This window comes from Lentibacillus sp. (genome assembly GCF_035301925.1).
Taxonomy (GTDB): Bacteria; Bacillota; Bacilli; order Bacillales; family Amphibacillaceae; genus Lentibacillus.
This window is the reverse complement of the sequence record NZ_DATGTI010000157.1, coordinates 1-26,120: the sequence shown is the minus strand read 5'-3', so window position 1 is coordinate 26,120 and position 26,120 is coordinate 1. Positions and strand designations below refer to the sequence as shown.

Sequence of the window (26,120 nt, the reverse complement as noted above, 5' to 3'; positions counted from 1 at the left end):
TTAAGAAGACGTTTGAATAGCGAGATCGGCTAACGCGTTCGATTTTCATCAACGCTGATTTCCGGTCTTTGACTCTTGAAAAGGCAAGGTGGCAACCGATTTTTATCAAATAAAGGTTTACTGCCTGACTGATTTTCATAATCTCTGGTTCTATTGTTTTCCTAAACTGTATAAAATTTAATAGTAGGAATGCTAGAGGCTGTTACATGCAAATACGGTTAAGGAGGCAGTACATGAAAAAAAACAAAATCATACCCGGAATCAGGAAAAAGAAAAAGCAGCGCAAAGCTCAATCCATTCAGCTGCTCCAAAAAAACAAGAAGCCATTTTCGATTAATAAGTCTCCGTCATCGTGGAAAGCATCAACCATTTTATTTTTATCCAGTTTAATGACGATCATTTTGGTAATTCCGACATTAATCGTCGTGCCATTTATGTCCGATTTAGAAGAACAGGAGGCAGCTGTCGAACAAAGCGGGGAAGCGGTTGAGATTGCAATGGGTGATTCCCCGTTTGCAGTCGAAGTCATGCGGGCAAATTCTGAACAGGTTGAAACTGTCCCGTTGGAGACATACGTATCCCGGGTGGTTGCCTCGGAAACACCTGCCGAATTTGAACTGGAAGCCCTGAAAGCACAGTCATTGGCCGCGAGAACGTTTATCGTCAATCGGATGCTTCACCAGGACAATGCAGAACAGCCAGATGTAACGGACACGACAAGTGATCAGGTGTACCATAATGATCAGGAATTAAGGAACTCAATGGGAAGTGATTACGAGGAGGAAATGGCCAAAATTAAAAAAGCGGTCGCAGCAACAAAGGGTGAAATTTTAACTTATGAGAATGCGCCGATTACAGCCGCTTATTTCTCCACGAGCAACGGCTATACGGAAAACTCGGAGGATTACTGGGAAGATGAAGTGCCTTACTTGCGCAGTGTGGAAAGCCCGTGGGATAAAAACACACAAAAATTTATGGATCAACAAATATTCACGATAACTGAATTGGAAGAGCTGCTTGGAGCGGATTTTCCCCCGCTTGATGAGTTGTCAATGGAAATCACCCGAACGGAAGGAAAACGTGTCGATCAGCTCATCTTGGGGGATCAATCCTATTCGGGACGGAAAATGCGCGAAGAACTGGGATTGCGCTCAAGCGACTTTTCCATCGAGAAAAAGAATGACCATCTGATTTTCACGACAAAAGGATTCGGCCACGGCATTGGCATGAGTCAATTCGGTGCAAACGGAATGGCCGAAGAAGGCAAAACTTATAAAGAAATTGTGCAGCATTATTACCAAGGAGTCGAGATAAGCACCGTATCCGACACCGCCCCAACGCTGGTGGCCAAATGAAAATGCCCGGGATGTCACGATCATCCCGGGCACTATTTTGTGTAAATTGAGGGGGAGTGGAAAGCAGGAGCGAAAACCTGTGATACCCCCACCAAATCTGCCAAAGCAGCATCATTAATGTCAATGTTCCGGACTAACCATTTGATTAACCTCTTACTTTATACTGAATTTCAGAAAAAATGCATAAATCCGGAATTTTTTTTGACTAAAATGTATAGTTTCCGATTTTTCTGCTCAGAATGGTTGTTGAGGTGATGACAAATGAAAGAGGAAAACAACGGAACTCCAAAAAATAAGTGGAGTCGCATTTTCCGCAAAAAGTGGTTTTTTCCGGCAGTGTACTTGACAATAGCTGCACTCCTACTGTCATTGGTGATATGGTATCAGAACCTTGGCAACCAGATTGATGAGAGCCAGGAAGAGGAAAATACAGAAGACTATACACCAGTCGAACATGATGAGGATGCTCGTCCTGTCATGGATCAGCAGGAAGTCATTCAAGCACCTGTGGAAAATATGGATCAAGCAGAAATCGTAACTAAATACTTTGACTACAACGCGGACCAGGAAGATCAGGAGAATGCAATTGTCGTATTCAACGACCGCTACTATCAAAGTACAGGTATTGATATTGCATCTGCTGACGGTGAAACATTTGATGTGTTGGCGTCATTAAGTGGAACAGTTACTGAGGTCAAGGAAGATCCATTGCTGGGTAATGTCGTAACCATAACACACGCCAATGATGTCACAACGCATTATGCCAGTTTAGGAGACGTACAGGTTTCTGCCGATAGTGAAGTCGAACAAGGTGATGCGATTGGAACCGCCGGCGAAAATCTTTTCGGAAAAGACAACGGAACACATCTCCATTTTGAAATCAGAAAAGATGGCGAGGATGTTAACCCTGAAGACTTCTTCAATCAGCCAATGAGCGCACTTGATGAAGCTGTTTCCGAAAACGATGAAGCGGAAAACGAAAATGCAGAGTCTGACGGAAGCGAACATGAGAGTGACCAATCTGAAGCAACGGAAGAGGATAATAGTGAGTCCGATGCTACAGAAGAAGAAGATACTGATTCCGAATCCGACGCCGAAGAAGACAGCGAATCCGATCAGTCTGATAATGACAGTCCAGATTCAGGCGAAAATGAGAATCCGGATTCAGGCGAAAATGAAGATGACGCCATGGATAGTGTACCAAGACCTGGTATGTAACTGATGCGACAGGTGAAAATAAAATTGATTCACCTTCCACATCATCATATGCTTAATCTATTAATACAAAAACCCTAGTAAATGCAGCTAGGGTTATTTTTTTGCAACATCAGGAAAGTATAATTTATGGAAAATATTATAGTGCGTGTTCAAAAAAGCGGATAAAAAGGACCGGCAGGCCAAGTTCGCGATGACAATAACGGGCGCCTGCACTGCCACGTCCTTTGCGTCAAAATTTCGAGGCGGCGTCGTTTCGTGCAGTGGGCTTGCGTGTGTTGTGGTGGAGCTTCTCTTGTTTGTGGTGACTTCGACGTTCGAAACAGGACGTGTCGGAACTTAGTCGAAGGCCCCCTTTCTCGACATGTCATTTTTAATGGACTTATTTAGAACATCCTCTTATATGAAAAACGAAAGCTTTATCTACAAAAATTTAGTAATAAGCAGGATCTCTTGACAGTCTGGACAAGTTCCTTGACGGCTGCTGATTCATCCACTTAGCTTCTTTAAAACCTTGATGTGGGGATCTTACGGCATACAGAACGTCCTAGTGCCGACAACGCGACAGAACAAGGAAAGCTTTGGCAGCGCATCAAAGGAAAAAATATTTATCTTTTCGAGGATATCGTCTTTATTGTTTGCCCAATCGCCATTAAGGAAAATAACGGAAGTATTTTGCAAAAAATGTCGAACGATTATCCTTTTTTTTAGCGAATTTTGTGATATTATGATAATTAAACACATGATTTAACAGAATCTTTTATTAAGTGGATTATAGGAAGGCTAGGGTAACTTATGGTTTGACCCTATTTGTTGGCCTCGGAAAGTAAATCGAGGAAAATAATCTTTCTTCCTTGTAAAAGAGAAGAGAGTTTTGGGTAATTTAGAATCAATCTCATTAAGTATAATGAACAAAAGGAGCGCTGTGTACTCATGCCAGATTCCAAGGCGAAACTGATGCCTGATTCAATTGGAACCTTGTCCAGGAATGACGAGATGACTTTAGAGCAAATCATATTGCTATTGCGGCAAGAGTACGAAGAGCAAACCGTTCAGAAGCTCGTGCGAAACTTTTGCCTGGAAACAACCTCGGATGATATCAGTAAAAAAGGCATGGAATATTTATATATGAACGGTTATTTTGATGATTTGCAGCGGTTAATCATCAAAAATAAATCCTCAGAATCTGACTCCAACCGAAAATGGGCCGACGTTTATCAGCTGACACTGGACCGTAAACAAATGCGGTATTCGGCAAACGAAATCTTAAGACGTGCCAACACTTTTCAGACAGAGGAACCCGAGCTGAAATGTCTGCTCGAGTTTATTAAAACATCAATTTATTTTAGGCAGAACGAATACGGAAAATTAGGCAACATCATGGAAAAACAGCAAAATTTATTTGAAAAAATAGAAGACGGGTTCCTCCTTGGGTTTTTTCACACTCGATTGTATCATAATTTATTCATTTATTATCTCGTCCGTAACGAAGTGATCATTGCACGTAAGTACGCGTTTCGGGTTCTTACACAAACAAACAATCCCGAAACGGAAATCAGTCTGCATATGGCGCTTGGTTTATCGTACATTTTTGACACATATTTTCAGGCCATGTACCACTATACGGAAGCACTGAAAATCGCTAAAAAAGAAAACCTGGATAAAATTGTGGAGACAATCGAACAGCAGAATATCCCTTTTATCTCGGCGCATTTCAACAAGGTTAAAGGGGTTACATCAACTGACAAAAGTGAACAGGCCCATATTGAAATAGCTAAAGGAAACTATGCCAAAGCAGAGGCCATTTTAAGTGAGATAGAAACCAACTCGCCATTCAGAATGTATTATTTGGGAATGGCGAAAAGGGATAAAACCATTCTTTTGCAGTCTTACAATCAATTTATTGAAAAACGAAGCGACTACTTTTTCAGCAGACTGCCGCTTAATGCGCTTCAAAAAATGAACAGTTAGGTTGTATTTTGATTTTTGATGCAGGTGCCATTTGCACAGCATAAATTTGTTGGATATGAAAATAGGGTCGGCTTTTTAAATTAAAACTAAATTGAAAGGAGCTTAAAATTGAAAAAATTTATTGTTTCGTTAGGTGTCGCTGCAACACTAGTGTTAGGTGTATTACCTCTTGGATCAACAGGTTTAGCGGGAGACCAGCCGCCAGTTATAAATTATGATCCAGATTTGGGAGACATGATGTAATGACAGTGAGGTCCCAAAAATAAAAATTTAACGTCCGGATAAGTGGTTTAAGAGAATAGAACACACCACAAATCCGGGAATCGTTTGTTTTTTCCTATATGTTCAGTTGTGTAGATACAGCATTAAAGCCGAATCCCTATTTTCTTTTTTATTATATCTTAAAAAAAATAAAAAATCGAGCGGTTCCCGAAGTATTTTCAAAGGCCCAGATGCCAGCTGAGATTTCGGGAATTTTTGAGTTAATCGATGAACAATGGAACCATCCTATAAGTGACTTTTTTCTGCTTACAAGAAATACGTCTTGTCCTCATTTCCTCAAAGATGCGATTTTAATCATATTCCCCGCCGAACGTTAATAAAATGTTACAAACCAAGCATTCAGAATAGTCTGAGGTGAGAGCTTGTGTAGCTTTCCATCCAATTACCTGAATTTTATCCAATACATACAAACGTCATGTGTGAAGGGGTTTTTTCTTCAGTCGATCCAAAAAGGAAAATACAGCTAGAGCTGCACAGAAGAATTGTCCAGCAGATAAGTGAACAGCGTAATTGTATCACCTTGTCTCAAACCACACCTCGGAAATATCCAACTTAGGGAGGCGAACGGTGTGCACGATTACATCAAAGAAAGGACAATCAGGATAGGCAAATATGTCGTGGAGACGAGGAAAACTGTCCGATTGATTGCCAAAGAATTTGGTGTCTCCAAAAGCACAGTCCACAAAGATTTAACAGAACGCTTGCCGGAAATAAATCCCGAACTCTACAACCAAGTCAAAGATGTACTCAACTATCACAAATCAATCCGCCATCTCCGCGGAGGCGAAGCAACCCGAAACAAATACAGAGAAGATAAAAGGACAGAAGACTCCACCGTCAAGCCAGTCGGATGAGCATTTCCACGACTGACGAGCACTAAAGGGGGTGGTATCACCAAAGCTGCACAATCCACGTCCCAGGAGGTGCATGATCTTACAAAGTTTATCCACTTTTATAGGGGGTGGAGCTCAGTACAAACAAACTCACTTCACAGGGAGGTGGGTGACAAATCGCCCGCTTAACATGGGCAGGAGCAGAGTAAAAAATTAAGCCTATTCACAAGGAGGTACATCTATACTGAAAACCCGGCCAAGTGCGGCCGGGTTTTTTGGCATGGAATTCTCGGTGACTGCAAATATCAACCTAATTTGAGAAATATCAACCGGAAAAGGAGGATATCAACCCAATCCAGGAAATATCAACCAAAACCAGCTGTATCGCCTTATTTTAGGATAACCGGCGAGAATCCTCCCCATTTCGAATGGGGAGATGAATCGCCGACATCTTTGCATAATCTAAAACCATATGTTATTCAATAATAACTATTATAATAGAAGTTAATGCTTATAAATGGCATACTATATGTATGACAAAAAATAATCTTATCCACGCAAGAACCTGTGTCTATAATGTGAATTATCACGTTGTTTGGTCAGTGAAATATCGGCGCAAAGTTCTAAACGAGACTATCGAAAAAAGACTCAAAGAAATTTTCCGGGATATAGCGGCAGAAAAAGGTTTTATCGTCCATATGATCGAAGTGGGTGAGTTTGATTATATTCATGCTTTTGTGTCCGCTCACCCAAAAGTGGCTCCTTCCTATATGGTGAAAATGCTAAAAGGGATTTCTGCCCGCAAACTACTTTTGGAATTTCCTCATATAAAGCAATATCTGTGGAAAGGACGGCTTTGGAACAGTAGCTTTTATATTGAAACGATTGGCTCTATTTCGGAAGATGCTAACCAAAAATATATTGCGAATCAATCCAAAAGAGGGTAGAGATGATAATGAAAAAACGTATAAGTTTAAACTGGAACCAAACCAGGAACAAGAAGCCAGCATGAATTGGGTACTCATGATGTCCCGCCAGTTATATAACGCGATGCTTGAGCAGCGAATCTTTGCTTATAAAACACGTGATGTCTCCGTTCATTATTATGGCCAAAAAAAGGAACTTCCCCTATTAAAGCAGGAGGTCCCTGACTACAAGAAGATACAATCTCAAGTGTTACAGGATGTTGCCGGGCGTTTGGACAAAGCATTCCAAGCCTTTTTTCGACGACTGAAGGCTAAACAGAAAGCAGGATTTCCGAGATTCCAGGGTGACAATCGCTATCATAGTTTTACCTATCCTCAAAGTGGCTTCGCTCTAAACGGGAAATGCCTCAAGCTGTCCAAAATCGGCAATGTTCGCATTAAGTGTCATCGACAGATCGAGGGAACGATTAAAACCTGTACCATTCGCCGTCAAAACAACAAATGGTATGCGTGTTTTTCCTGTGAAATTGATGTTGACCCAGCACCCACAACGGGTGAAGAAATTGGTATTGATCTGGGTATTTTGAATCTGGCTACCGCCTCGAATGGCGACTTATACGAAAACCACCATTTTTTAAAACAATCCGAGAAGAAAATTCGTTATTGGAACAAAATCCTGGCACGACGAAAGAAAGGTTCTCGTCGATGGCACAAGGCAAAGCAGCAACTGGCAAAAACTTATGAACAGTTGGCCAATCGTCGTGATCGAGCGCACAAAGTGAGCCGCCAACTGGCAGATCAATACGACCTCATTGCATTTGAAGATCTCAACATTCAAGACATGGTGAAACGTAAGACACTGGCAAAACAGATCCTGGATGCTTCGTGGCGTTCACTTATTGCGTACACGACTTACAAAGCGTAAGAGGCTGGTAAGCGGGTTATTCAAGTGAATCCACAAAATACAAGTCAAGAATGTTCCAACTGCCAGCAAATTGTTCGTAAAACCCTTAATGAACGCACACATTGTTGTCCGAACTGCGGCTACACGGTGGATCGTGATGTGAATGCGGCCCAAAACATCTTAAGGAGGGCAAAAGAAAAACTGGAAACGGCTTCTTAATAACATAAAGTATGGCACGGGACATGCCTTCGTGGAGAGATGGATTGCCGTCTCTAAGAAACGAGAAGCTCGTCATTTTAATGGCGATGTAGTTCACTACATTTCCAGTTGTGGTAAATGTTTTGCATTGAAATTTGATGGCAGTGGGAAGGTGGATTTCTGTGGAAAATTGTTCAAACCGGGAGAGATATACTTCCTTCCTTTATTTTTACCCATATATTTGAGATTCATGTAATTTACCACTAAATGTGCAATTCTTATTGAATCAATAATACGCCTGAACAACGCTTCGTAAGCTAACAACTCGTGGGATTTTTTCCGGTGCTTCATAGTTGTAGGGTACAAAAGTAAGACACTCCTTTTTATCATTTTTATCAATACTATAGTTCGACATTTTTATGAAAATTCTTGCTTAAAAGTAATATTTTTTGTAAAGCATTAAACAAATGGTGAGAAAATTTTATCAGCCTGAACGCTCTGACATAAGCGCAAATGAGATAAACATGTTCCCGGCCGGAGCGGATATGGGCGCGAAAAAGTAAACATGTTCCCGCCCGGCCATGGGCGCAAAACAAAAAACATGTTCCCGTGCATAACAGCATGCTCTGATGAACATAGGCCGGGCACTTGCAGAATAACCACCCTGCGTATAGTGATTTTTTCCTATCTTTTTTTTCGCAAATGGCAGTTATATGTTGTAATTTGTGGTAAAATATAATATTAGTAGCAGTGTGTGTACATACGGATACGAGAAAGTATTTGATAGCAGGGAGGATCTAATGAATGTTTTCAAGGGACATCGGGATTGACCTTGGGACCGCCAATGTGTTGATCCATGTGAAAGGAAAAGGAATTGTTTTGGATGAACCCTCCGTTGTGGCAATGGATAAAAATACCGGCCGTGTGCTTGAGGTTGGAGAAGAGGCACGCCGTATGGTTGGGCGGACACCGGGAAATATCGAAGCCATCCGCCCGTTGAAAGATGGCGTGATTGCCGATTTTGATGTGACAGAAGCGATGCTGCGGCATTTTATTGATAAAATAAATGTAAAAGGATTTTTGTCGAAACCGAAAATGCTGATTTGCTGTCCGACAAATATTACAAAAGTGGAGCAAAAAGCAATTAAGGAAGCGGCTGAAAAATCCGGCGGCAAAAAAGTTTACCTGGAAGAAGAGCCGAAAGTGGCAGCGGTTGGAGCCGGCATGGAGATTTATCAGCCGAGCGGGAATATGGTCGTGGACATTGGCGGTGGTACAACAGATGTCGCAGTGCTGTCGATGGGCAATATCGTAACGGCTGAATCGGTCAAGATGGCCGGGGATAAGTTTGACGTGGAGATTCTTCAATACATCAAAAAAGAATACAAAATGCTAATCGGTGAGCGGACGGCTGAAGATATCAAAATTAATGTTGCAACCGTTTGGAAAGACTCACGTCATGAGCAGATGGACATCCGCGGACGTGATATGGTGAGCGGTCTGCCACGGACGATCACGGTTTATTCGGAGGAAATTGAAAAAGCACTTCGGGAGCCGGTCGCGATGATTGTACAGGCCGCCAAACAGGTGCTGGAGCAGACACCGCCGGAATTGTCAGCAGATATCATTGATCGCGGCGTTATTCTGACCGGCGGCGGTGCATTGACCCACGGGATTGACCAGCTTCTGGCGGAAGAGTTGAAAGTTCCCGTCCTCTTGTCTGAAGACCCGAAAGATTGTGTGGCTAAAGGGACCGGTATTATGCTGGAAAATATCGATAAAATCGAACGGAAAAAAATTGTTTAATCAACTTAAAACGGGGATGGATAGTGCCCGGGCACATCGTGTTGACATCTGCATTCCCCGATTTTTCACCATCCTGTTAAAAGGGGCTGAACCAAATTGCTGAGAGGATTTTACACAGCTGCCAGCGGAATGGTTGCCCAGCAGCGGCAGCAGGAGGCTTTATCCAATAATATAACGAATGCGCAAACACCGGGTTATAAGGCGGATCAGCCTGCATTGCGTGCCTTTCCCGAGTTGCTGATGCATCAGATGGGCAAAAAACATGTTCCGACGACACGCGGGCTGAATTTTTCGGTGAGGGATCCTATAGGCCCGCTCAATACGGGGGTTTATGTCCATGAAAACATTCCGGACTATGGACAGGGTGATATCCGGGAAACGGGTATCACGACTGACCTGGCACTGGTCAACGGTGAGCTTCCTGATGAAACGGGCGGTCTTTTCTTTACTGTGCAAAATGAAGATGGTGAGGTGCGCTACACCCGGAACGGTAATTTGACGGTAGACGGCCAGGGATTTCTTGTCACGACGCAAGGTTATTACGTGCTGGATGAGGACGGAGCCCCGATTCAGACGGGCGGTATGGAATTTACGGTTACCGAAGATGGGATTTTGCAGGTTGCGGGAGAAAATATTCCGCTTGGTATTGCATATACTGATAATGTCAACGCATTAGCCAAGGAAGGGAATGGACTGTTCAATGGGGAAGCCGGTCCTGTGCCGGCTGATGCCACCTTTACCATTCAGCAGGGTGCATTGGAGCGGTCAAATGTCGATGCAGCCCAGTCCATGACACAAATGATGGCATCGTACCGTCTGTTTGAAACAAATCAGCGGGTATTGAAGGCTTACGATGAAAGTATGGGCAAAGCAGTCAGTGAAATTGCCCGGTTAGGCTAAGAGGGGTTTGATGTCACGATCGATGATTCAAGCAGCTGTGACGATGAATCAGCTGCAGAATAAATTGGATGTTATCGGCAATAACATGGCGAACAGCCAAACAACAGGCTATAAAACACGACAGGCGGATTTTGCCTCTTTACTATTCCAGCAGATCGACAACATGACAGCCCCCGCCAATGCTGAAGGCCGCCTGACCCCGGATGGCGTGCGGGTCGGTTCGGGCGCAAGACTCGGGTCGGTGAATATCGATCTGCGGCAAGGTTCAATTCAGGAAACGGATCGGGCACTTGATACCGCCCTATTGGAAAAAAATCATTTATTTCAAATTCAAGTGACTGAAAATGGGGTAACGGAGACGCGGTATACACGCGACGGTTCATTTTACTTAAGCCCGGTTAACGATAATCAGGCTGTCATGCTTACGACGAAAGATGGTCACCCTGTGCTGGGCCAAAACGGTCCAATCGTTATAGCGGATGGCTTTGATGACATAACGGTTCAGCCAAATGGACAAATTTCGGTCCAACGTGGTGATGTAAATGAAATTGCCGGAAATCTGGCAATCACTGAAGCTGTTCGACCAAGATTGCTAGAAGCAACTGGCAATAATGCATTTCGTCTGCCGGATTTAGAAGAATTAGGTTATGATTTTGAAGACATCATGCAGCCGGTTGAGGTCAACACCGTACTGCAAAGTGGTGCCCTGGAACAATCGAATGTCGATCTTGCCAGCCAGATGACCGACATGATTAACATGCAGCGGTCATATCAGTTTAATGCCCGAACGATTTCCATGACGGATCAGATGATGGGACTTGTTAACCAGCTGCGTTAAAGTGAAACTTCATTCAGTGGGGGCGCTTTTCCCCCACTGAATGTTAGTGAAACTTATCGGGCATTTATGGGAAGTTAGCCGCCGTTTTCTGGCGGGCTACTGACCATTACATGCGGGGAAAAGTGAAACTTCATTCAGTGGGGGCGCTTTTCCCCCACTGGTAATAAGGAACAAAGGCTAAATGCGCGACGTCCTGTCGCAACGCCTTTGTGACCTGCATCGTGCAGGCCCGAAACTTATCGGGCATTTATGGGACAGTTAGCCGCCGTTTTCTGACGGGTTACTGACCATTACGTGCGGGCTGACCCATTTGCCATCTGATACATACAGCATCAGGAGTCACAAGCAACAATGGATGTAAGGAGAAACAAGCCATGCCATTAGATCAGAAAGAAAAAACAGAGACTGAACAACGCAGTCAAACGGCAGAACAGGAAAACGAACGACAGCGGGAAAAAGCCGGGGACAAGGTAACGCGCCAAGAACAAAAACAGAAACAGCAGCAGGAAGTATCACCAGATCAAATGACGCGCAAAGAACAGAAGAAAAAACGCAAACAGGAAAAGCGGAAACATAAAAAACCACGTCGCCGTATTTTTCCGATCTGGCTGCGTATCATCGTTGTTCTGGTTCTGTCGATAATTGCACTGGCGTCAGGCTTGATGATTGGCTATGGTGTAATCGGGGACGGCAATCCGACTGACGCATTGGAATGGCAAACCTGGCAGCATATTATCGATATTGTGATAAAAGAAGAATAACGCATGTCCGATGATGATTGGACATGTTTTACGTATTGAGAAAGACATACTGGTTCTGAACGTCTGTCCTGACCTATCCGCTTGTCACCCGAACATCTGTTATAATGAAGTACACAGTGTAAAGGAGAGATTGCATGGATATCGAACAAATCAAGGAAACTATCCCGCATCGCTATCCGTTCCTGCTGGTCGATAAAGTGACCGAAGTTGAAGAAGGCAAGCGGGTTGTCGGACTGAAAAACGTTACAGCAAATGAGCCATTTTTTCAGGGCCATTTTCCCGACTATCCGGTCATGCCGGGCGTGCTGATTGTGGAAGCACTGGCCCAGACCGGAGCGATTGGTGTGCTTGGCATTGAGGAAAACCAGGGTAAAATCGGCTTTCTCGCTGGCCTTGATAAATGCCGCTTTAAACGGCAGGTAAAACCAGGCGATCAGCTGCAGTTGGAAGTCGAGATCATTCGGTTGAAAGGTCCTGTTGGCAAAGGAAAAGGTGTGGCAACCGTTGACGGCGAAGTAGCCTGTGAAGCGGAAATCACCTTTGCCGTTAAATAACACATGACGTCAATTCTCCACCTAGGCTGTGGGGAATTTTTTATTGGCGTTTTCGAGTTTTTCATAGCGAATTCTTTTTTGCAGTTTAGCAGAAAATTTTCCCGATCTATCAGTGCATTTAAGCATCCGATCAGCACATCGCCTTTATACAAGAGGATTTTAAAAAAATTAGTAGAAATATCATTCTCAAATACGATTTTCAATAATGAAACTTGCTGATTTTTTCAAGCAGGCTCTAGTCTCCGAACTCTGAATAGACGAGGCCGCAGCGGGATTTTTTAAAAAATAAGTATTACATTTCATATAATGGTTAAGCTATGGGCGAAAGTGAACAAAAAAGGAGGGACACATATGCAACGTAAATGGCTTATAAAAATGGGTGTACCAATTTTGGCATTGTCGCTGGTTGCCGCTTGTGGAAACGATGAGCAGGAAGATCCGGTTGGGGAGAACGAAGATGAGGCACCATTGAACCAGGAGGAAGACAATCCTGATATGAATGGTGACAACCAGGATGACCCGCAGCTTGAAAACGGCGGTGACAATGGTACAAATGAGGATGGAACGGATACCAATCAGGATGGCATCGACGGTGATGATAACGGCGGTCAGGACAATGGCAATAATGACGATGCCAATAATGACGATCCGCTCGATGAAGAAGACAACAATCAGTAAATCGTTAACGGTATTAAAAATCCCCTTGCATTTAAGGGGATTTTTCAGTTCCGGCTTTACCGGACAGGGTCTATCGCCTATAACTTTATATCTACAGCTTTACCGAGTGTCGGGTGCGATGCAGATGGCACCTGTGACTGATTCAGCATTTCAATCAGCTGCTGACCCTGTTGTTCTGCCGTATTTTTTGCATTCTTCATCACGGCTAAACTTGCATCAGCTCGCACTTGCTGGTTTGCCATGACGACTGATGCAGCTGCAACGTCCATACGCTAAAAACCTCCTTACAGTGCGTGTTCAAAATTGAGATAAAGCGAAACTTCATTGTTCGACACAGGACGTGCTGGTATTCAGTCGAAGGTCCTCTACCTCGACGTGTTCTTTTATCGGACTTTTTGAACAACCTTTTACAGTGACTGCCCCATGAGAACGGAAAATGACAGCACCGTACCTTTTATATCGTCAATAATCCAAACAATTAAAGGCCAGATAGTGAGTTTTTCAAAATCCCGTACCCACCATTTTTTAAATAATTTTAATATTTATCCGAGATGAATAGATAAAGGCATTCATTCATAGTACAATAGTCTCAGATTAGAAATCTTGGTTTATTGAAAAGCTTTTATGCAGATAGAGATGTTTAGCGTCACCAGTTTACAAGGGGGAGAAGTCATGGGGGGAAAGTTTTCATCATCAGTTTACATTATCGGTCAACAAACGAAAGCAATTTTGACAAAAGACTCTGCTTATTACCGATCACGCATTTTGGAAGTTTCCCGGGAACGGCATTCCGTGTATAGTCCCGAGCAAATCATCGATCATACGTGTCTTTTATACGGCTCAACCCTGAATGGCCGGCGAGAATTCGTGAAAGATCTTTTGAAATTGAACAGCAAAATACCGGTGCCGGTTATTCCTGAAAAAGGCGTCTACATGCTGCCGACCGCTTCTTCCAGAAACAGGGACAATGTATGGCTGTCATTTTATCATATCGATCAATATGAACAGCGTGATGATAAGACATATGTTGCGTTTCATGATGGAACCGGGATATACGTCAACACGTCAGAAGCCACATTTGACATGCAATATAAACGGACAAGCCAGATTATTGCCAAATTGAACCGTTCAGTCTTCTTTGGGAACCATCCATTCTTGTGGAGACGATTTTAGTTTGATGTTTCTTCGTTAATAGTCCGAGAAGGGGACAGCAGGTCTGTCCCCTCCCTGGTGGAACACGAAGCCTGACTCATGTATCTTGACACTTGCTTTAATGGTTCTGCACGTGTAGAATGGGAAAATGACTGACTGGTTAGTACAGTTCTTAGGCGGTGTAATACGTTAATTAACATGAAACCGGGTGTTTATATGAATGAAAAAAAAATAAAGCTAATCGAAGCCGGGATGAAATTATTTGCTGAAAGAGGCTTCCACATGACGTCGGTTGAGGCGATTGCAGACGGGGCAGGCGTTTCCAAAGGTGCTTTTTATTTGCATTTCCAGTCCAAACAAGATTTCATCATGACAGCATTCCACCATTATTATGAGGCAATTGCCAACCGGATTGAAAGTGTCCAAAAAGAGAATCTGGCACCACGCGATAGTTTTGCCAAACAGATTGAAGTGGTGACAAAGTACATTTACCAGTATAAAGACTTTCTCACAATGCATATTTATCAGAATATGTCTACCGGGGAAAATACGGATACACTCATCCGGCAAATGAACGCACAGAATGTCCGCTGGCTCTGGCAAAACATCAGCCATATCTACGGTGATCGGCTGGAGCCCTATTATCCGGATATGATCATTCAGCTGGAAGGTTTGGTCAACGCCTATTTCAAATGGATTATTATCGACGGAATTCATATTAATCGGAACCAACTGGGCCCCTATATCGTAAGAAGGATGGATGATATCGTCAGCGGCTTAATGGAACGCGGGGAAACACCATTGGTTACGGCGGATCATATCCCGAATGTGTATTGGGAAGAGACATCTGTTATAGGTGTGTTGATAGCTATGAAAACCAAAATCGATACACTTGGATTACCTGAAGATCAGGCGCGCGAACTGAAAGATGTGATTGCGATCATGCTGGATGAAACGGGAAAGGAACACCCGCAGAAAGCGATCATCCAGGGACTACTCGTTCATTTTCAGCGAATCCCGGAATTTGCGCAGGAATGTCAAGAGCTTGCACGCCTGTTACACATTGATTTATTGGATTAAAAACAAAGAAGAAGAGGAGTTACAGAGCCATGCGAAAAATTTTGTTAACGTTTATGGTCATGCTGCTGATCAGCATGCTGGCGGCCTGCAGCCAGGACGAAGAAACGAATGATGAACAGGAGGAACAGGTCACGGCAGTTGAAACGGAAGAAGCCGGCAAAGGTGATCTGGTCATTGAAAAGTCATTGTATGGCCGCACAGAACCAGGCAGCGCGACACCGGTCATGGTGCAGGCCCCCGGGGAAGTGACCGAACTGGAAGTGGAAAACGGCGATACGGTGGAAGAGGATGATCATTTAGCAACCATTCAGACCGCTGCCGGAAGTCAGACGATTTATGCATCAAGAGCGGGTGAAATTGCTCAATTGACGGCAGAAGAGGATGCGATGGCCTCCGATTCTGAACCACTCATGGTTATTGCTGATTTTGATCCTATGAAAATTAATTTGACCGTTGCTGCTGACACACTTGATCTTTTAGAAACAGGAGATACATATCCGGTCGTGATTGACGACCAGGAATATGAAGCCGAGATTACATCGGTCGGTACGATGCCTGATGATACTGGTCTCTATCCGGTTGAGGCAACCGTGGAAAATGATGATGACGATATTTTATCCGGAATGGTCACGATGATGAATGTTCCGGAAAAGCGGATAGACGATTCAATTCTTCTCCCGACGGAAGCTGTTCTCACAGAAAACGACGAATCGTTTGTTTATGTCGTGGAAGATAATCAAGCTGTCAGAAAAAATGTAACGATTCAGGAAACCCAGTCGGAAGAAACAGCTGTTGAAGGTGACGTCCAGGAGGGTGATCAGGTCGTTGTCAATGGACTTTTAACCCTGTCAGACGGCATGAACGTCAACGTCGTGCAGGAGGGGGATAATTCTTGAAACTCGTCAAAACATCTGTCAAACGACCTGTTGGTGTGATTATGATCGTTCTGGCCATTATTGCGCTGGGGACGGTCTCATTACGCAACCTGAATATTGATCTATTTCCGGAAATTGATTTACCGATTGCGGTTGTCGCCACATCCTATGAAGACGCAGCTCCACAGGACGTTGAAAACCTGATCAGCCGCCCGATTGAATCATCGGTCAGCTCAGTAGAGGGAATCGAAACCGTTCAGTCACAGTCACAATCCGGTTCCTCACTTGTGATGATGATGTTCAATAATGGAACAGATCTTGACCAGGCACTGCTTGATGTACGGGAAAGTGTCGATCAGGTGAAAGGGGTATTGCCTGATGGCGCCGGTGATCCAAGCGTATTAAGGTTCAACCCGGAGCAAATGCCGCTCATGTGGATCGGCCTGACCGGAGATGATGCGGCTAAACTGACACAAGTCGCTGACGAACAAATTGTACCTTTTTTTGAACGTCAGAGTGGTGTTGCATCCGTAACGGTTGAAGGGGCAAAAGAACGGGAAATTCAAATTGTCCTCGACCAGACTAAACTCCAACAATATGGTGTGGGAGCCCAAACGATCACCCAGGCACTGAACAATGCCAATCAATCGGCATCAGTCGGTGTTGTGGAAAAAGGCAACCAGGACCTGCAGCTGAGGGTAACCGGTGAATTTGAATCACTTGACGATATTAAAGAAACACTTGTGCAGACCCAAACGGGTGAAACGGTCCATATTGACGAATTGGCTGAGGTGAAAGATACACATACAGAATCATCAGGCGAAACACTGGTGGACGGTGAACCGGCTGTTGTATTGTCCATCATGAAAAAAACCGACGCCAATACAGTTGAAGTGGCGAGCAATATTAACGATAGTATGAATGAAATCCAAGGGGAACTGCCGTCAGGACTCAGTACAAACGTGATCATTGATACGTCCGAATATATTAACATGTCGATCAATTCGGTTGTGCAAAATATCCTGATCGGTGCTGCTATCTCATTCCTGATCTTATTGTTATTCCTGAAAAGCATCCGTGCCACGATTGTGATTGGTTTGTCCATTCCAATCGCTATTATTTCAACCTTTACACTGATGTATTTTACAGGGGAAACACTGAACGTGCTGACACTGGGCGGTTTGGCCCTTGGTCTCGGGATGATGGTCGACAGTTCAATTGTGATTCTGGAACACATTTTCACATACAGGCAGCGCGGTTATTCGCTGACGCAAGCTGCTATTAAAGGTGCATCAGAATTGACGCCGGCCGTGATTGCTTCGACGACAACAACATTGGTCGTCTTTTTGCCAATGGTATTTGTCGAGGGCATTGCGTCTGATATGTTCACACCACTTGCCTTGACCGTATCATTCGCTCTGATTACATCCTTAGTTGCAGCGGTTACACTCGTTCCAATGCTTTCATCCAAGTTGCTTTCCAAAGCAACAGAGGATAGCGGACGCCGCTATTGGTTCAACCGTTTTCTGGAACGAGTGAAGAATGGCTATCGCGCAGTACTCAAATGGGTTCTCGGACACCGAAAAACAACTGTTTTTGGAACGATGGCGATCATTGTGGGAAGTCTGGCACTCATTCCAATGATTGGGGCTTCATTTATGCCATCATCCGACCAGGGACAGCTTCAGGTCAATATTGAAACACAGTCTGGAAGTTCATTGGAGCATATGCAAAGTGTGACAGAAGATGTTAATGAAAAGTTAGCGGCATATGATGATGTCATTGACGTCAGTTACCTCAATGTCGGTGGTGGTGGGGGAGCCGGAATGGGATCCTCCAGCAATCAGGCCACCTATATGATGCAGCTGATACCGGCATCCGATCGGTCACAGACCACGGATGATGTCGTCCAATCCATGAGTGAGGACCTGGAATCCGTTCCGGGAGCAGATATATCTGTTATTTCAACGGACAGTGCTGCCGGCCTGGGTAATCCGATTCAAATCAGTCTGAACGGACCTGAACATGAGGTGCTTCGTGAGCTGGCAGATGAAGTGGTGGATGCCATTTCCGGAATTGAAGGTGTGCATAACGCAGCCTCATCTGCTGAAGACGGCGCCCCGCAAATGCATATTGAAGTCGATTCCGAAAAAGCGGCGATGTATGGACTGACCGAGCAGCAAATTACGAGCCAGATTCAGCTGCAGTTTACCGGTCAGACAGCTGCACAGTACCGTGAGGACGGTAATGAAATGGACATAACGTTGATGTTTCCGGAAGATGAGCGCAGCACTATCAATGATGTGGAAGATATGAAAATCCAGTCTGAGAGCGGTGCATCCGTGCCATTAGCATCACTGGTAACGTTAGAGGAAGTGCAGGGTCCTGTCACATTACAACGCGAAAATCAGCAGCCGCAGCTGAATGTGACATCAGAAATTATCGGCCGTGATTTGGGAAGCATAACTAGCGACATTAGTCAGAAACTGGACAATATGAGTTTTCCTGAAGGCTACAGTTATGACATGGGAGGCCAGGCACAGGATATGGCCGAATCATTCACGGATCTGTCCATTGCACTGGTTTTCTCCATCTTCCTAGTCTATGCCGTCATGGCTGTTCAATTTGAAAACTTCCTGTTCCCGTTTATCATCATGTTCTCGCTGCCTGCAACGGTAGTAGGTGTATTGGTGGGACTGTTTGTGACTGGCTTACCGCTCAGTATTCCGGCCTTTATCGGAATCATTATGCTCGCTGGGATTGTCGTCAACAATTCAATTGTGCTTGTTGACTACATTAATATTTTGCGGCGGGACGAATATGGCAGAAGTCGCTATGAGGCCATTCTCGAAGCAGGTACCAATCGCCTCCGTCCAATCCTGATGACGACACTGACCACTATTCTGGCCATGGTGCCACTCGGACTCGCATTGGGTGAAGGCGCTGAAATGCAGCAGCCGTTAGCTGTTACGATCATATTCGGTCTGACGATCTCGAGCATTTTCACACTGCTCCTGATTCCAGTCGTCTATACGTTATTTGATGATCTGACCGCTAAATTTACGCGGAGGAAGAAAAAAGCTGAATAATATGGTTAAATGAAAGCTCCCTGCTTTATGGCAGGGAGCTTTTGTTGCTTTCGTAGCGGAGTGCAGTGGGAGTTTGTGCGACTGGAGCGTAGGGTGTGAGGTATTGGATGGAAGATTAGGGCATGCATGGGCGTGGGGTATGGGGCATAGTGGACGCCAGGAAAAAGTGCTAGATCGCGCGACGGAGGCCCGTTTTCGCGCGGCACCCAGCCCAGATCGCGCGACGATGGCACCGTTTCGCGACACCCAGCGCAGATCGCGCGACGGAGGCAGCATTTCGCGCGGTGACCAGCCCAAATCGCGCGAAGATGGCATCGTTTCGCGCGACAATCTGTCAAATTGCGCAACCGGTAGATAAATTCGTGAGACGTCCCCCTAAAATTTACCATTTGTCATCATACGACGAAACATATTTTAAAACAAATCCAATCCGAATCGTTTCCTCCTTCCTTAAATATGCTATTATGAGTAGAGAATATTGAATGGAGGCAACATCATGTCATTGTCCAGAATTATGAAATGGATAACCGGCGGATGTGAGGCATTTCTCGGCATCCCGATCATCGGTGGATCGTTTATCCTCAGTACCGCTTGGGGAGCCTTGTTCGTTATGTTTATTCTGCATATTGTGACACTGTTCATCGCACGCAATGAAAAGGGGAATCTAACCGGAAGTATACTCGGGATGGTTACCTCATTTGTTGGTGTTATTCCAATTATCGGCATGATCATGCACATTATTACGGCCATCATCTTAATCATCGATGCTGCGACAAATGAACATTGACTCCAGGCTTAGGGTGCTGTTTTTCCCATTCATTTTTTATAAGCTGATTCGCTGCTTCTGCAAAATCAGCCCAATCGCAATGGCCCCGGCAAGCAGCATCCGGGAAAGTGTGGCAAAGGTCCGAAAACGTGCGACAAACGTATTGAAACGCGCGAGAACGGTCCCCAACCGAGCGACAGGGGCACTGAACCGAGCGACACGCTTCAAATCGTGCGAGAACAACCCCAACTCGTGCGAGATCAGCGCTGAATCGTTCAATACGCACTTCAAAACGAGCGACAGCAGTCCCAACTCGTACCAAAACCACCCCAACTCGAGCAACACCGGTATCTAAATGTGCTGCAACTTCAGCATTTGGGTGAATGCTTCATAACGCTGCTTTTCGGCCGCCGCTGAAAATTGCCTATAAGAAACCACCCCAAACAAAAAGGACACCCATACGAGAGGATGTCCTGCAGCTAATTCTGCTCGTACAAAATCGTTTGTGCGATACCTATAAAATATTCCGACTCATCAACAATGTGGTCAATAACAACTTTTGCTGTCTGATTGCCTGAAACAACAGCACTTTCATCTTTGACCTGCCTGCAAAATTGGATGAAGGCGACTGATTCCTGAAGACAAAATGAAACAAGATCGAGCACTTGCTGATGCAGTGAAGGTGAAATATGGTTATGGCTCCTGATAACCGACTCAATAAACCTTTTTACATGCTGGTGAGAAGCATCAAGTTCACTTTCCCAGCGTTTCAAAGCATTAACATACTCCTCCTCCAAATCCGTTACCAGCTCCCGCATGACAACCGTATGCTCGGCTTCCTGCTGCTTCCAGAACTCCGCTTCATCCAGCACCCTGAGCGGCATTTGACTCCCGTAATAAAATTGCATCGTCCAGCCTCCCGTTATCAAAACTTTTGTCCAATAATACTTATGCCAACTACAGCTTGTTTATGATTCAGTTTGATAGTAGGCAAGTGATCGGAGGAACTGTCCTATTGAGGTGGACGGAAGGGCAACATGTCGATAGATAAAATCAAGGGTAGCACATGTCCGGCGCGCTTCCTGCTGAACCGGATAAAATCTGGAATGACGAAATCGAAATAAAATAGACCGTTGATGTTATGCTGAACGGTATCGGGACATAGGGAAGGGGCCGGCCGTCAAAAAGCGCATTCACATGTGCGGATGCGCTTTTTGACTTATGGCACCATTGAAAATAAACCAACGAGAGAAGCAATAGGAAGGAATGTAACATGGCGATCATTGCAAATTTATCCCGCATGTAACTGGCAGTAATATCCCCATTTCAAGACTGAGAATGAATAAAGCAGGATAAGTGGGAATATAACTGCCAGTAAATGCCCGATTCTGCTCAACTAATAATCAGTGGGGGATGAGAGAAACCCCACTGATTGAAGTTTCGCTTTATGTACAGCCATTTTCGATTCAGCCTCGACATCCATTTTCTTCTGCAGGTTCATAAATAAAACACCAAACCCCATTAACAGTAAAATGATGCCTGGTACGTACAATTCCCCTGTGCTTTCGACTGGTCCCGAATCGGCAAGGCCAAACACGAGAAGTAAAATCGGAATAACTTCAATAACGGCAATCCAATCCCATAATACGCTTCAATAGGATGGAGAAACTGTTCCATTTTAATATGCGGACGAATTAATTTGCCCCGCCCCCCCATATTCCACTATAATTTAAGCAATGACTACACCGTTCGACAATTAGCTCTCAAGGAGACAGACCATGTTTGATTATACCGATTTAGCGATTGCTTTTTTTATAGCTCTTATTTCGACATTCCTGCTGACTTATCCGGTCAAAAAACTGGCCATTAAAATAAAGGCGGTTGACCTGCCGAACTATCGTAAAATACATAAAAACGTTACCCCCAGGATAGGCGGTCTGGCCATATTTGCGGGTGTTTTTTTGGGCGGGCTTTATTTGCAGCCGCATCACCAGCATCTTCCGGAAATCATTATCGGTGCGATTGTCATTCTCATCACAGGTGCACTGGATGACCGTTTTTCCATTCGTCCTGTCATCAAACTGACCGGACAGCTGATTGCCGCTTCGTTTCTCATTTCATCCGGGCTGATTATCGAACGCATCACGCTTCCGGTTATTGGCATGATTGATCTCGGTTTCACAAGTGTCCTGATCACAGTCCTTTGGATTATCGGCATCACCAATGCGATTAATCTGATTGACGGTCTGGATGGGCTCGCAACAGGCGTCACGACAATCGCGTTTTTGAGTATGTTTATCATGGCGATCATCGATGTTCAAGTGTTGGCGGCATACTTGTGCATTGTCCTGATTGGGGCGAACCTTGGCTTTTTGTATCACAATTTTTACCCGGCCAAAATTTATATGGGTGATACCGGATCAAATTTTCTGGGTTATATGATTGCAGTCGTTTCTATTGTCGGGCTGTTTAAAAATATCGCCTTATTCAGCTTCATTATCCCGGTCATCGTGCTTGCAGTGCCGATTTTTGACACGCTGTTTGCGATTGTCCGCCGCGCCTATAACAAAGAGCCGATTATGATGCCTGATAATAAGCACATACACTACCAGCTGATCAAAACCGGATTCAGTCACCGAAAAACAGTGCTGATCATCTATGCATTCAGCGGCCTATTTGGGGTGATGGCCATCCTGTTTTCCTATGCAAGCTTGACAACTGCTCTTATTATTACGTTTCTGGTTTTGCTGCTGCTGCACATTTTTGCTGAACTAGGTGGATTGGTTATGGGTGGAAGGAAGCCCGTGCTGGATACGGTGGGGAAAGTGTTTCGGAAACGGGAAAGGGATGTGTAACGCATTTTACTTGGAAGTTTTCAATCCATCTTTACCTTAGGAGTGGTGGTCGGACATATATGTGTGGCTGATCAGTATGTCCCACTCCCTCATTAAAATGGCAGCTGCCCTTTCTGTATAAGGGAAGCTGCCATTTAATGTTGGAAAAAATGCTGTCCAATAAAGTCTCTGCACGAGCACACTTAGAATATTACCTTACTGCTGGAGCAGCCCCTTGTCAAAAGCCGGTATTTACTGAACACCTTTCGAATCGTCAACACCCTCCAGCTCATCCAAATGCATAAGCTTTTGAATTGGTTTGGTTAATATTAACAACAGCAGACCGAGCGCGATAGCAGCAATACCCAGGTAGATGAAGATTTCAAGAAAACCAAAGGATTCTGTAAGTGACGCAACGTGACCGGCCAGATAATTGGCAGTTGCGTTACTCAAGAACCATACACCCATTAATAGTGACGCGAACTTTAATGGCGCCAATTTTGTTACCATCGATAACCCGATTGGCGATAAGCATAATTCACCGAGTGTATGGAACAGATACGTGAAAACCATGAATAGCATATGGGCTTTAACCGCAACGTTATCCTCATCGCTTCCGGTCATTAATACTGCAGGCACCATAATCATGAATCCGAGTCCAAGCAGCATCAGTCCAAATGACATTTTCGTCGGTACTGAAAAGTCTCCGCGTTTTGTTTTGGACAGCTTAAGCCATATGGCTGATACAATCGGGGCCAAGAGCAAAATGAACAGCGGGTTCAGGGACTGGAACCAGGATGTCGGTACTTCCCATCCGAAGATCGTCCGGTCGATAAAATGTTCTGTGTACAGTGTGAATGAAGCGCCTGCCTGCTCAAAGCCTACCCAGAACATAATAACAAATGCTGCCAAAATAAAGATGACTGTTGTTCTATGTTTTTCATACTTTGTCAATGGTTTTGCTTTGTTGGCATTTGATGAGATAGCTTTCTCCCGTGCTGGTTTTTTGCCGATGTCGCCTAAATATTTATTCGAAAGTGTCGTAAACAATACTTGTCCTATAATCATTCCAATAGAAGATGCCAGGAAAGCATAATTATAACCAAAATGTTCAATACCATTTTGCGTTGTATGGAACCATTCACCATAAATAAGACCTGCTATCAGTGGCGAGAAAAAGGCGCCAAGGTTGATCCCCATATAAAATATCGTAAATGCAGAGTCTTTTCGCGGGTCGTTCTTGCTATACAGTTCCCCGAGCAGTGTTGAAATGTTCGGTTTAAAAAAACCGTTTCCAATAATCAGCAGAAGCAGTCCCAAATAAAGCCCCCACTTTTCTTGAACAGCGAACAGGGAAAAGTCTCCCAGCGCCATGGTAATACCGCCGATGGTTATAGCAGTCCGCAATCCCATCAGCCTGTCGGTTAACCAACCTCCAATCATCGGGGTTAAATAAACTAATCCTGTATATAAACCGTACAGCTTTAATGCCGAGGCATTGTCCATACCAAGGCCGCCGCTGACTAATTGTTCTGTCAAGTAAAGGACTAGAATGCCCCGCATGCCATAGTAACTGTAACGTTCCCACATTTCAGTGATGAACAACAGAAAAAGGCCGCGGGGATGTTTGGTTTCCCCCTGCTTAGGTGCCTTGTCTAACGTTGTGTCCAAAAAGAACCACTCCAAAATGACGAATTTTGTATTTTTTGAGATGATGGTAAACATTATAATACAATTCATACATTTCGTAAGCATCATTTAAAATGTTTTTACCTTAAAATAATTGCTATATTTGAAAATAATAACATTTCACTTGTTTCATCAATTTGATTTAATTTCAAATACTCCAATGAAAAAACAGTTTTCATCCTAATTGGTAAATGTTTGTTTGATGGGTGGCTGCCAGTTTATGGGGATAAATTTAAACACAACCAGACAATCGTTATGATACAATTCAGTTAAATAGATGCACCTGCCGGGAAATTCAGATAGAATAGAGAAAAGCAAGGGAGGCATCATCATGCAACGTATCAAAAAAGCCATCATACCTGCAGCAGGTCTTGGGACAAGGTTTCTACCGGCAACAAAAGCGATGCCGAAAGAAATGCTGCCGATTGTAGACAAACCGACAATCGAGTATATTGTTGACGAAGCGATTCAATCCGGCATTGAAGACATCATCATTGTAACTGGAAAAGGTAAACGAGCGATCGAGGATCATTTCGATCACTCACTTGAATTGGAAGAAAACCTGATCAAAAAGGAAAAATTTGATCAGCTGGAGCGGATCAATAAATCTGCAAATGTGGATATCCATTATATCCGGCAAAAAGAACCAAAAGGGCTGGGCCATGCCATCTGGTGTGCACGAAAGTTTATTGGCGATGAGCCGTTTGCTGTGCTTTTAGGTGATGATATCATCCAAAGTGAGACACCGGGGTTAAGCCAAATGATCAGTGAGTACGAAAGAGCACAGGCATCGGTAATTGGTGTACATACAGTTTCGGATGAAGAAACGCACCGTTATGGGATTATCGATCCGCTTGACAAATTTGGCAACCTGCATCAGGTGAAAAACTTTGTCGAAAAACCAGAGCAGGGCACAGCACCATCTAATATGGCGATTATCGGCCGGTATATCCTGACACCGGAGATATTCGATTTTCTTGGACAGCAAAAAATCGGTGCCGGCGGGGAAATCCAGCTGACTGATGCCATTCAGGAATTGAATAAAATTCAGCGTGTGTTCGCTCTCGAAATTGATGGCAATCGCTATGATGTCGGGGAGCAGCTCGGTTTTATCCAGACAACGATAGAAATCGCGCTGACCAGGGATGATTTGCGCGAGTCGTTGATGAGGTATTTGGATGAATTGCATGAGAAAATAAATGATAGGGAACGGATGTGACTTAATGGGATGAAACAACTGCAGATAGATTTTCTTTTGTGAGCTAAAACCGTATGTTTTTAGAAAAACCCAGAACAGACGCCTGACTCAATTTAGCTCAGGCGTTAATTAGGGACTGCTGAACGATTTTCAAACAGCCCATTTTAGTTCTACAGAATTTCCGAAAAAGCGTTGGAAAAAATAATAAAAAAGAAG

The 26,120-nt window shown here is 44.2% G+C and carries 24 protein-coding genes and 1 pseudogene; 21 read left to right on the top strand and 4 right to left on the bottom strand.

Annotated elements, in window-relative coordinates; all coding sequences use genetic code 11:
* Nucleotides 1-233 precede the first annotated feature (233 nt).
* From spoIID to VK080_RS12775, 14 genes and pseudogenes are all read left to right on the top strand, one after another.
* Entirely contained in the window at nucleotides 234-1,355 is a 1,122-nt protein-coding gene (spoIID, locus tag VK080_RS12835; protein ID WP_324225166.1) for a stage II sporulation protein D, read from the top strand.
* A 261-nt stretch (nucleotides 1,356-1,616) separates the two neighbouring features.
* Nucleotides 1,617-2,573, top strand: coding sequence for a peptidoglycan DD-metalloendopeptidase family protein (locus tag VK080_RS12830; protein WP_324225165.1), 957 nt, complete (start codon nucleotides 1,617-1,619; stop codon nucleotides 2,571-2,573).
* 930 nt (nucleotides 2,574-3,503) lie between these two features.
* Entirely contained in the window at nucleotides 3,504-4,541 is a 1,038-nt protein-coding gene (locus VK080_RS12825) for an AimR family lysis-lysogeny pheromone receptor (protein ID WP_324225164.1), read from the top strand.
* Between the two features lie 108 nt (nucleotides 4,542-4,649).
* Nucleotides 4,650-4,784 (top strand): hypothetical protein, encoded by a 135-nt coding sequence (locus VK080_RS12820; protein WP_324225163.1) that lies wholly within the window; start codon nucleotides 4,650-4,652, stop codon nucleotides 4,782-4,784.
* Between the two features lie 608 nt (nucleotides 4,785-5,392).
* The gene (gene spoIIID, locus VK080_RS12815; RefSeq protein WP_324225162.1) at nucleotides 5,393-5,677 is read left to right on the top strand and encodes a sporulation transcriptional regulator SpoIIID; all 285 of its coding nucleotides are present in this window, start codon (nucleotides 5,393-5,395) and stop codon (nucleotides 5,675-5,677) included.
* A gap of 512 nt (nucleotides 5,678-6,189) precedes the next feature.
* Nucleotides 6,190-6,603 (top strand): IS200/IS605 family transposase, encoded by a 414-nt coding sequence (gene tnpA, locus VK080_RS12810; protein ID WP_324225161.1) that lies wholly within the window; start codon nucleotides 6,190-6,192, stop codon nucleotides 6,601-6,603.
* A complete protein-coding gene (locus tag VK080_RS12805; protein ID WP_324225160.1) occupies nucleotides 6,533-7,507 on the top strand; it encodes a transposase in 975 nt (324 codons plus the stop codon). The genes tnpA and VK080_RS12805 overlap by 71 nt, the downstream gene beginning before the upstream one ends.
* 12 nt (nucleotides 7,508-7,519) lie before the next feature.
* Nucleotides 7,520-7,705: pseudogene (locus VK080_RS16070) on the top strand (zinc ribbon domain-containing protein); the annotation flags it as partial.
* A gap of 783 nt (nucleotides 7,706-8,488) precedes the next feature.
* A complete protein-coding gene (locus tag VK080_RS12800; protein WP_324225159.1) occupies nucleotides 8,489-9,490 on the top strand; it encodes a rod shape-determining protein in 1,002 nt (333 codons plus the stop codon).
* A 96-nt stretch (nucleotides 9,491-9,586) separates the two neighbouring features.
* Nucleotides 9,587-10,390, top strand: a complete 804-nt coding sequence (locus VK080_RS12795; protein WP_324225158.1) for a flagellar hook-basal body protein — start codon at nucleotides 9,587-9,589, stop codon at nucleotides 10,388-10,390.
* A gap of 10 nt (nucleotides 10,391-10,400) precedes the next feature.
* Entirely contained in the window at nucleotides 10,401-11,228 is an 828-nt protein-coding gene (locus VK080_RS12790) for a flagellar hook-basal body protein (protein ID WP_324225157.1), read from the top strand.
* Between the two features lie 374 nt (nucleotides 11,229-11,602).
* Nucleotides 11,603-11,989, top strand: coding sequence for a DNA-directed RNA polymerase subunit beta (locus VK080_RS12785; protein WP_324225156.1), 387 nt, complete (start codon nucleotides 11,603-11,605; stop codon nucleotides 11,987-11,989).
* Nucleotides 11,990-12,123: 134 nt separating this feature from the next.
* Nucleotides 12,124-12,543, top strand: coding sequence for a 3-hydroxyacyl-ACP dehydratase FabZ (gene fabZ, locus VK080_RS12780; RefSeq protein WP_324225155.1), 420 nt, complete (start codon nucleotides 12,124-12,126; stop codon nucleotides 12,541-12,543).
* Between the two features lie 351 nt (nucleotides 12,544-12,894).
* On the top strand, nucleotides 12,895-13,221 hold the full coding sequence (locus VK080_RS12775; RefSeq protein ID WP_324225154.1) for a hypothetical protein: 327 nt from the start codon (nucleotides 12,895-12,897) through the stop codon (nucleotides 13,219-13,221).
* A 77-nt stretch (nucleotides 13,222-13,298) separates the two neighbouring features.
* On the opposite strand, the gene VK080_RS12770 is transcribed toward VK080_RS12775, so the two are convergent.
* Nucleotides 13,299-13,490 carry a YjfB family protein gene (locus VK080_RS12770; protein WP_324225153.1) on the bottom strand — a complete coding sequence of 64 codons (192 nt, stop codon included), beginning with the start codon at nucleotides 13,488-13,490 and terminating at the stop codon, nucleotides 13,299-13,301.
* 403 nt (nucleotides 13,491-13,893) lie between these two features.
* Between VK080_RS12770 and VK080_RS12765 the strand changes: the two genes are divergently transcribed.
* From VK080_RS12765 to VK080_RS12745, 5 genes are all read left to right on the top strand, one after another.
* Nucleotides 13,894-14,394, top strand: coding sequence for a competence protein ComK (locus VK080_RS12765; RefSeq protein WP_324225152.1), 501 nt, complete (start codon nucleotides 13,894-13,896; stop codon nucleotides 14,392-14,394).
* Nucleotides 14,395-14,571: 177 nt separating this feature from the next.
* Nucleotides 14,572-15,453: a helix-turn-helix domain-containing protein gene (locus VK080_RS12760; protein ID WP_324225151.1), complete on the top strand. Its 882-nt coding sequence runs from the start codon at nucleotides 14,572-14,574 to the stop codon at nucleotides 15,451-15,453.
* A gap of 29 nt (nucleotides 15,454-15,482) precedes the next feature.
* Nucleotides 15,483-16,349, top strand: a complete 867-nt coding sequence (locus tag VK080_RS12755) for an efflux RND transporter periplasmic adaptor subunit (protein ID WP_324225150.1) — start codon at nucleotides 15,483-15,485, stop codon at nucleotides 16,347-16,349.
* Entirely contained in the window at nucleotides 16,346-19,417 is a 3,072-nt protein-coding gene (locus VK080_RS12750; RefSeq protein ID WP_324225149.1) for an efflux RND transporter permease subunit, read from the top strand. The genes VK080_RS12755 and VK080_RS12750 overlap by 4 nt, the downstream gene beginning before the upstream one ends.
* Before the next feature lie 496 nt (nucleotides 19,418-19,913).
* Complete coding sequence (locus VK080_RS12745; RefSeq protein ID WP_324225148.1) at nucleotides 19,914-20,204, top strand: hypothetical protein; 291 nt, start codon at nucleotides 19,914-19,916, stop codon at nucleotides 20,202-20,204.
* Nucleotides 20,205-20,240: 36 nt separating this feature from the next.
* Here the strand turns inward: VK080_RS12745 and VK080_RS12740 are convergent, their stop codons facing one another.
* Together VK080_RS12740 and VK080_RS12735 are read right to left on the bottom strand one after the other, a co-directional pair.
* The gene (locus VK080_RS12740; protein ID WP_324225147.1) at nucleotides 20,241-20,462 is read right to left on the bottom strand and encodes a hypothetical protein; all 222 of its coding nucleotides are present in this window, start codon (nucleotides 20,460-20,462) and stop codon (nucleotides 20,241-20,243) included.
* Between the two features lie 200 nt (nucleotides 20,463-20,662).
* The gene (locus tag VK080_RS12735) at nucleotides 20,663-21,091 is read right to left on the bottom strand and encodes a DUF2935 domain-containing protein (protein ID WP_324225146.1); all 429 of its coding nucleotides are present in this window, start codon (nucleotides 21,089-21,091) and stop codon (nucleotides 20,663-20,665) included.
* Between the two features lie 870 nt (nucleotides 21,092-21,961).
* On the opposite strand from VK080_RS12735, the gene VK080_RS12730 reads away from it, so the two are divergent.
* Nucleotides 21,962-23,038: an MraY family glycosyltransferase gene (locus tag VK080_RS12730; RefSeq protein ID WP_324225145.1), complete on the top strand. Its 1,077-nt coding sequence runs from the start codon at nucleotides 21,962-21,964 to the stop codon at nucleotides 23,036-23,038.
* 231 nt (nucleotides 23,039-23,269) lie between these two features.
* Here the strand turns inward: VK080_RS12730 and VK080_RS12725 are convergent, their stop codons facing one another.
* A complete protein-coding gene (locus tag VK080_RS12725; RefSeq protein ID WP_324225144.1) occupies nucleotides 23,270-24,688 on the bottom strand; it encodes a peptide MFS transporter in 1,419 nt (472 codons plus the stop codon).
* A 349-nt stretch (nucleotides 24,689-25,037) separates the two neighbouring features.
* Here VK080_RS12725 and galU point away from each other — a divergent pair, with 349 nt between their 5' ends.
* Nucleotides 25,038-25,925, top strand: a complete 888-nt coding sequence (gene galU, locus VK080_RS12720; protein ID WP_324225143.1) for a UTP--glucose-1-phosphate uridylyltransferase GalU — start codon at nucleotides 25,038-25,040, stop codon at nucleotides 25,923-25,925.
* Nucleotides 25,926-26,120 lie beyond the last annotated feature (195 nt).

Bases quoted from the DNA above. Each gene is read 5' to 3' on its own strand.
- VK080_RS12765 (WP_324225152.1), top strand. From the start codon at position 13,894: ATGGGGGGAAAGTTTTCATCATCAGTTTACATTATCGGTCAACAAACG.
- galU (WP_324225143.1), top strand. From the start codon at position 25,038: ATGCAACGTATCAAAAAAGCCATCATACCTGCAGCAGGTCTTGGGACA.
- VK080_RS12790 (WP_324225157.1), top strand. From the start codon at position 10,401: ATGTCACGATCGATGATTCAAGCAGCTGTGACGATGAATCAGCTGCAG.
- VK080_RS12785 (WP_324225156.1), top strand. From the start codon at position 11,603: ATGCCATTAGATCAGAAAGAAAAAACAGAGACTGAACAACGCAGTCAA.
- spoIID (WP_324225166.1), top strand. From the start codon at position 234: ATGAAAAAAAACAAAATCATACCCGGAATCAGGAAAAAGAAAAAGCAG.
- VK080_RS12755 (WP_324225150.1), top strand. From the start codon at position 15,483: ATGCGAAAAATTTTGTTAACGTTTATGGTCATGCTGCTGATCAGCATG.
- VK080_RS12775 (WP_324225154.1), top strand. From the start codon at position 12,895: ATGCAACGTAAATGGCTTATAAAAATGGGTGTACCAATTTTGGCATTG.
- VK080_RS12830 (WP_324225165.1), top strand. From the start codon at position 1,617: ATGAAAGAGGAAAACAACGGAACTCCAAAAAATAAGTGGAGTCGCATT.
- VK080_RS12760 (WP_324225151.1), top strand. From the start codon at position 14,572: ATGAAACCGGGTGTTTATATGAATGAAAAAAAAATAAAGCTAATCGAA.
- VK080_RS12800 (WP_324225159.1), top strand. From the start codon at position 8,489: ATGTTTTCAAGGGACATCGGGATTGACCTTGGGACCGCCAATGTGTTG.
- VK080_RS12770 (WP_324225153.1), bottom strand. From the start codon at position 13,490: ATGGACGTTGCAGCTGCATCAGTCGTCATGGCAAACCAGCAAGTGCGA.
- VK080_RS12735 (WP_324225146.1), bottom strand. From the start codon at position 21,091: ATGCAATTTTATTACGGGAGTCAAATGCCGCTCAGGGTGCTGGATGAA.
- VK080_RS12730 (WP_324225145.1), top strand. From the start codon at position 21,962: ATGTTTGATTATACCGATTTAGCGATTGCTTTTTTTATAGCTCTTATT.
- fabZ (WP_324225155.1), top strand. From the start codon at position 12,124: ATGGATATCGAACAAATCAAGGAAACTATCCCGCATCGCTATCCGTTC.
- tnpA (WP_324225161.1), top strand. From the start codon at position 6,190: ATGACAAAAAATAATCTTATCCACGCAAGAACCTGTGTCTATAATGTG.
- VK080_RS12745 (WP_324225148.1), top strand. From the start codon at position 19,914: ATGTCATTGTCCAGAATTATGAAATGGATAACCGGCGGATGTGAGGCA.
- VK080_RS12825 (WP_324225164.1), top strand. From the start codon at position 3,504: ATGCCAGATTCCAAGGCGAAACTGATGCCTGATTCAATTGGAACCTTG.